Annotated in this window: 2 protein-coding genes; both read left to right on the forward strand. The window is 43.4% G+C overall.

Features of this window, described 5'->3' with window-relative positions:
• Positions 1-408: 408 nt before the first annotated feature.
• Entirely contained in the window at positions 409-966 is a 558-nt protein-coding gene (locus DNH61_RS04780) for a hypothetical protein (protein ID WP_111145538.1), read from the forward strand.
• A 1,259-nt stretch (positions 967-2,225) separates the two neighbouring features.
• On the forward strand, positions 2,226-2,771 hold the full coding sequence (locus tag DNH61_RS04785) for a GrpB family protein (protein ID WP_111145539.1): 546 nt from the start codon (positions 2,226-2,228) through the stop codon (positions 2,769-2,771).
• Positions 2,772-3,013: the final 242 nt, after the last annotated feature.

A 3,013-nucleotide genomic window follows, 5' to 3' on the forward strand; every position in this document is an offset into this window, starting at 1 on the left:
CAGTATAAAGACGAAACCAGTATAAAGACGAAACCAGTATAAAGACGAAACCAGTATAAAGACGAAACCAGTATAAAGACTAACCCCTATAAGAACCGACAATGCTACAAGACATTACAAAAATACTAGAACTAAAAGATGACAAGGGACTATAGACATTAATAGGAAGCAATTTCGAAGAAGAGTCGACATCAGTTAACACCGTATTCACGCTGCGGGCCTTACGGCCCTTGGTCTGCAGAGGTTTTTCGAGGAAGCGAAATCAGCAGACAACCCTGCACTGGCTAAGTCTTCGACACGGCGATCCGATCGCTTCGCTTAATCGATCGGCAGCTTAAGCCAGTGAGGGTTCCTGAATACATGCACGTTATCTGAAACCATTGCTAATATTTAAAGTGGGTGAACTCAATGTGGCTGGGAATTAATAACTATAGCCCTGATTTTATTGACAATACTGAGCAATTTATTACTAAACATGATGATATGTTGCACTCATTGATTGGTCAATCAATAGACGGTATCAATATATTGTGGAACAAGACAGAAGATGAGTTTTATTCAATTGCTCCGGTTCTATTTAAAATTAGTGAAATTCAGATTGAGCTATGTGCAAATAAGCTGGATGAGTTTTCTCTTACTTATAATTTGATTGATCCGCTAACTGAAGTTGAGCCTTCTGATATGGGTGATGGTGAAGTGTGGTTCTATGAGTGGAGGAGGTACTCAGGATTTATAAAGAGCTCAACTATTACAGGAATTGATATTCTAGAACTTTTATTTGAGAGTAGGGTTATTCATGATAAAGATAACCCGGAGCTTATCGGACAACAGTCAAGCAATTGGCTATTACATGGAATTGGGTTACAGACATTGGATTACTATGTCACTGTTTATAATGCATTTGACTGTAATGGTGTTTCGTTCAATAAAGAACCGAATGAATACATAAAATACAGATCACTTTGAGATGTGTCAGAGAGGGCAATGGCATCAGATAACACCGCATTCACGCTGCGGGGCTGTCGCCCCTTGGTCCGCACCGAGGATTTTCGAATGAGTGGAGTCAGGCGGACAACCCTGCACTGGCTAAGTCTTCGACCTGGCGGCCCGATTGCTGTGCTGGATCGGCCGGCAGCTTAAGCCAGTGAGGGTTCGTGAATGCAACAACGTTATCCGTAACACCTGAAACATCATACAACCACAATTTTTAAAAGACTGCAGGAATAATTGCTGATGAATGATGACGAACACAAGAGACCATTCCTAAAAGCTATAATAACGAAAGACTAGAAATAATGAAAAGACAACAAAACACAAGGACTACAAAGATTGAGGAGCTATCAAGATCGAAATCTATAAAGACGACAGGGCAATAAGAATGAAGAGCCAACAAGACCTATTTGTAAGTATATCAAGATGCCAGGTGCAACGGATAACACCATATTCACGCTGCGTCGCCTGGCGGCTCCTGGATCTGCCAGAAGTAAATTCGGGGTAGTAAATTCAGGCAGATAACCCTGCGAGGCTAAGTCTGACGACACGGCTGAGCGATTGCTTCGCATAATCGCAGAGGCAGCTTAAGCCTCTCGGGTTCGTGAATATATGAGACGTTATCTGCAATACCCAGAATAAAATGACTTAAAAGTTATATAGCCGAGTAACAGTGTATGTTTAAGAACATGCCGAGGAAGTGAAATCGAAGCGGCTACAGCCACGGCACTAAGAAGGAAGAACATAATGAAAAGACTTGTGTAAGAGCATGCCGTGGAAGGGAATCGAAGAGGCTGCAGCCACTGGCACTAAGAAGGAAGAACATAATGAAAGAACTTGTGTAAGAGCATGCCGTGGAAGGGAATCGAAGAGGCTACAGCCACCGGCACAAAGAAGGAAGAACATAATGAAAAGACTTGTATGAGAGCATGCCGTGGAAGGGAATCGAAGAAGTTACAGCCACCGGCACTGGTAGGGAATGTAAGCTGGATCAGAGATGTCGGGTACAGCAGATAACACCATATTCACGCTGCGTCGCCTGACGGCTCCTTGATCTGCCAGAAGTAAATTCGAGGAAGTTGGTTCTAGCAGATAACCCTGCGAGGCTAAGTCTGGCGACACGGCTAGGCGATTGCTTTGCATAATCGCAACGGCAACTTAAGCCTCTCGGGTTCGTGAATACAACAACGTTATCCGAAACCATTGCGTGAATGTCTCTCGAAGGAGATGAGTTAATGCAAGACCAGTGGAGGATTGCCTCCTATGACCCTGAATGGGTCAAGGAATTTAATAGATTAGGTGTAGCACTCAGGGAAGCATTGGGGAGTGCTGCGATTAGGATTGACCACGTAGGTTCGACTTCAATTGTCGGTATGGAGGCCAAACCAATTATTGATATTCAAATATCAGTTGTAAACCTAGATGATGAGAAGACATACATTCAACAAATTGAGCAGCTCAGCTTTTGCTTGAGAATCGATAATCCTGATAAGACCAAGAAATATTTTAGAGAAACTCATGGAAAGCGGAGAACCCATATACATGTGAGACAAGCTGGAAGCTATGCAGAACAGGTTACTTTACTCTTCCGTGATTATTTACGTCTCTCTCCAGAAGACTGTCGTCGATACAGTGAAGAGAAACATCGGCTATTCGATCTGTATAAAGATGATCGATCCAGATATGTTGAAGGAAAGGGTCCCATTGTTTGGGACATCCTTATGAAAGCACATAGTTGGTCTCAAATGGTTGGTTGGAGACCAGGAAAATCTGATTTGTAAGTTAATTCAAGAGGGCAATGGCATCGGATAACACCGCATTCACGCTGCGGGTCGCTATCGCGCCCCTTGGTCCGCCCGAGGGATTTCGAAGAAGAGGAGCCAGGCGGACAACCCTGCTGTTTATTGCATACTAAAAATGCCGAAGATTGCAGCGTAAAAATGCTCAACTAGAAAGCAAAAAAGAGACACTTGTCAGGATCCCAACTTCCTCCTATCGTTAAGTTTGACGAGAACTAGCGAAG

It is taken from the genome of Paenibacillus sambharensis (assembly GCF_003233845.1).
Lineage (GTDB): Bacteria > Bacillota > Bacilli > Paenibacillales > Paenibacillaceae > Paenibacillus_I > Paenibacillus_I sambharensis.

Coding starts and splice junctions, on each gene's coding strand:
- DNH61_RS04780 (WP_111145538.1), top strand. CDS start 409: ATGTGGCTGGGAATTAATAACTATAGCCCTGATTTTATTGACAATACT.
- DNH61_RS04785 (WP_111145539.1), top strand. CDS start 2,226: ATGCAAGACCAGTGGAGGATTGCCTCCTATGACCCTGAATGGGTCAAG.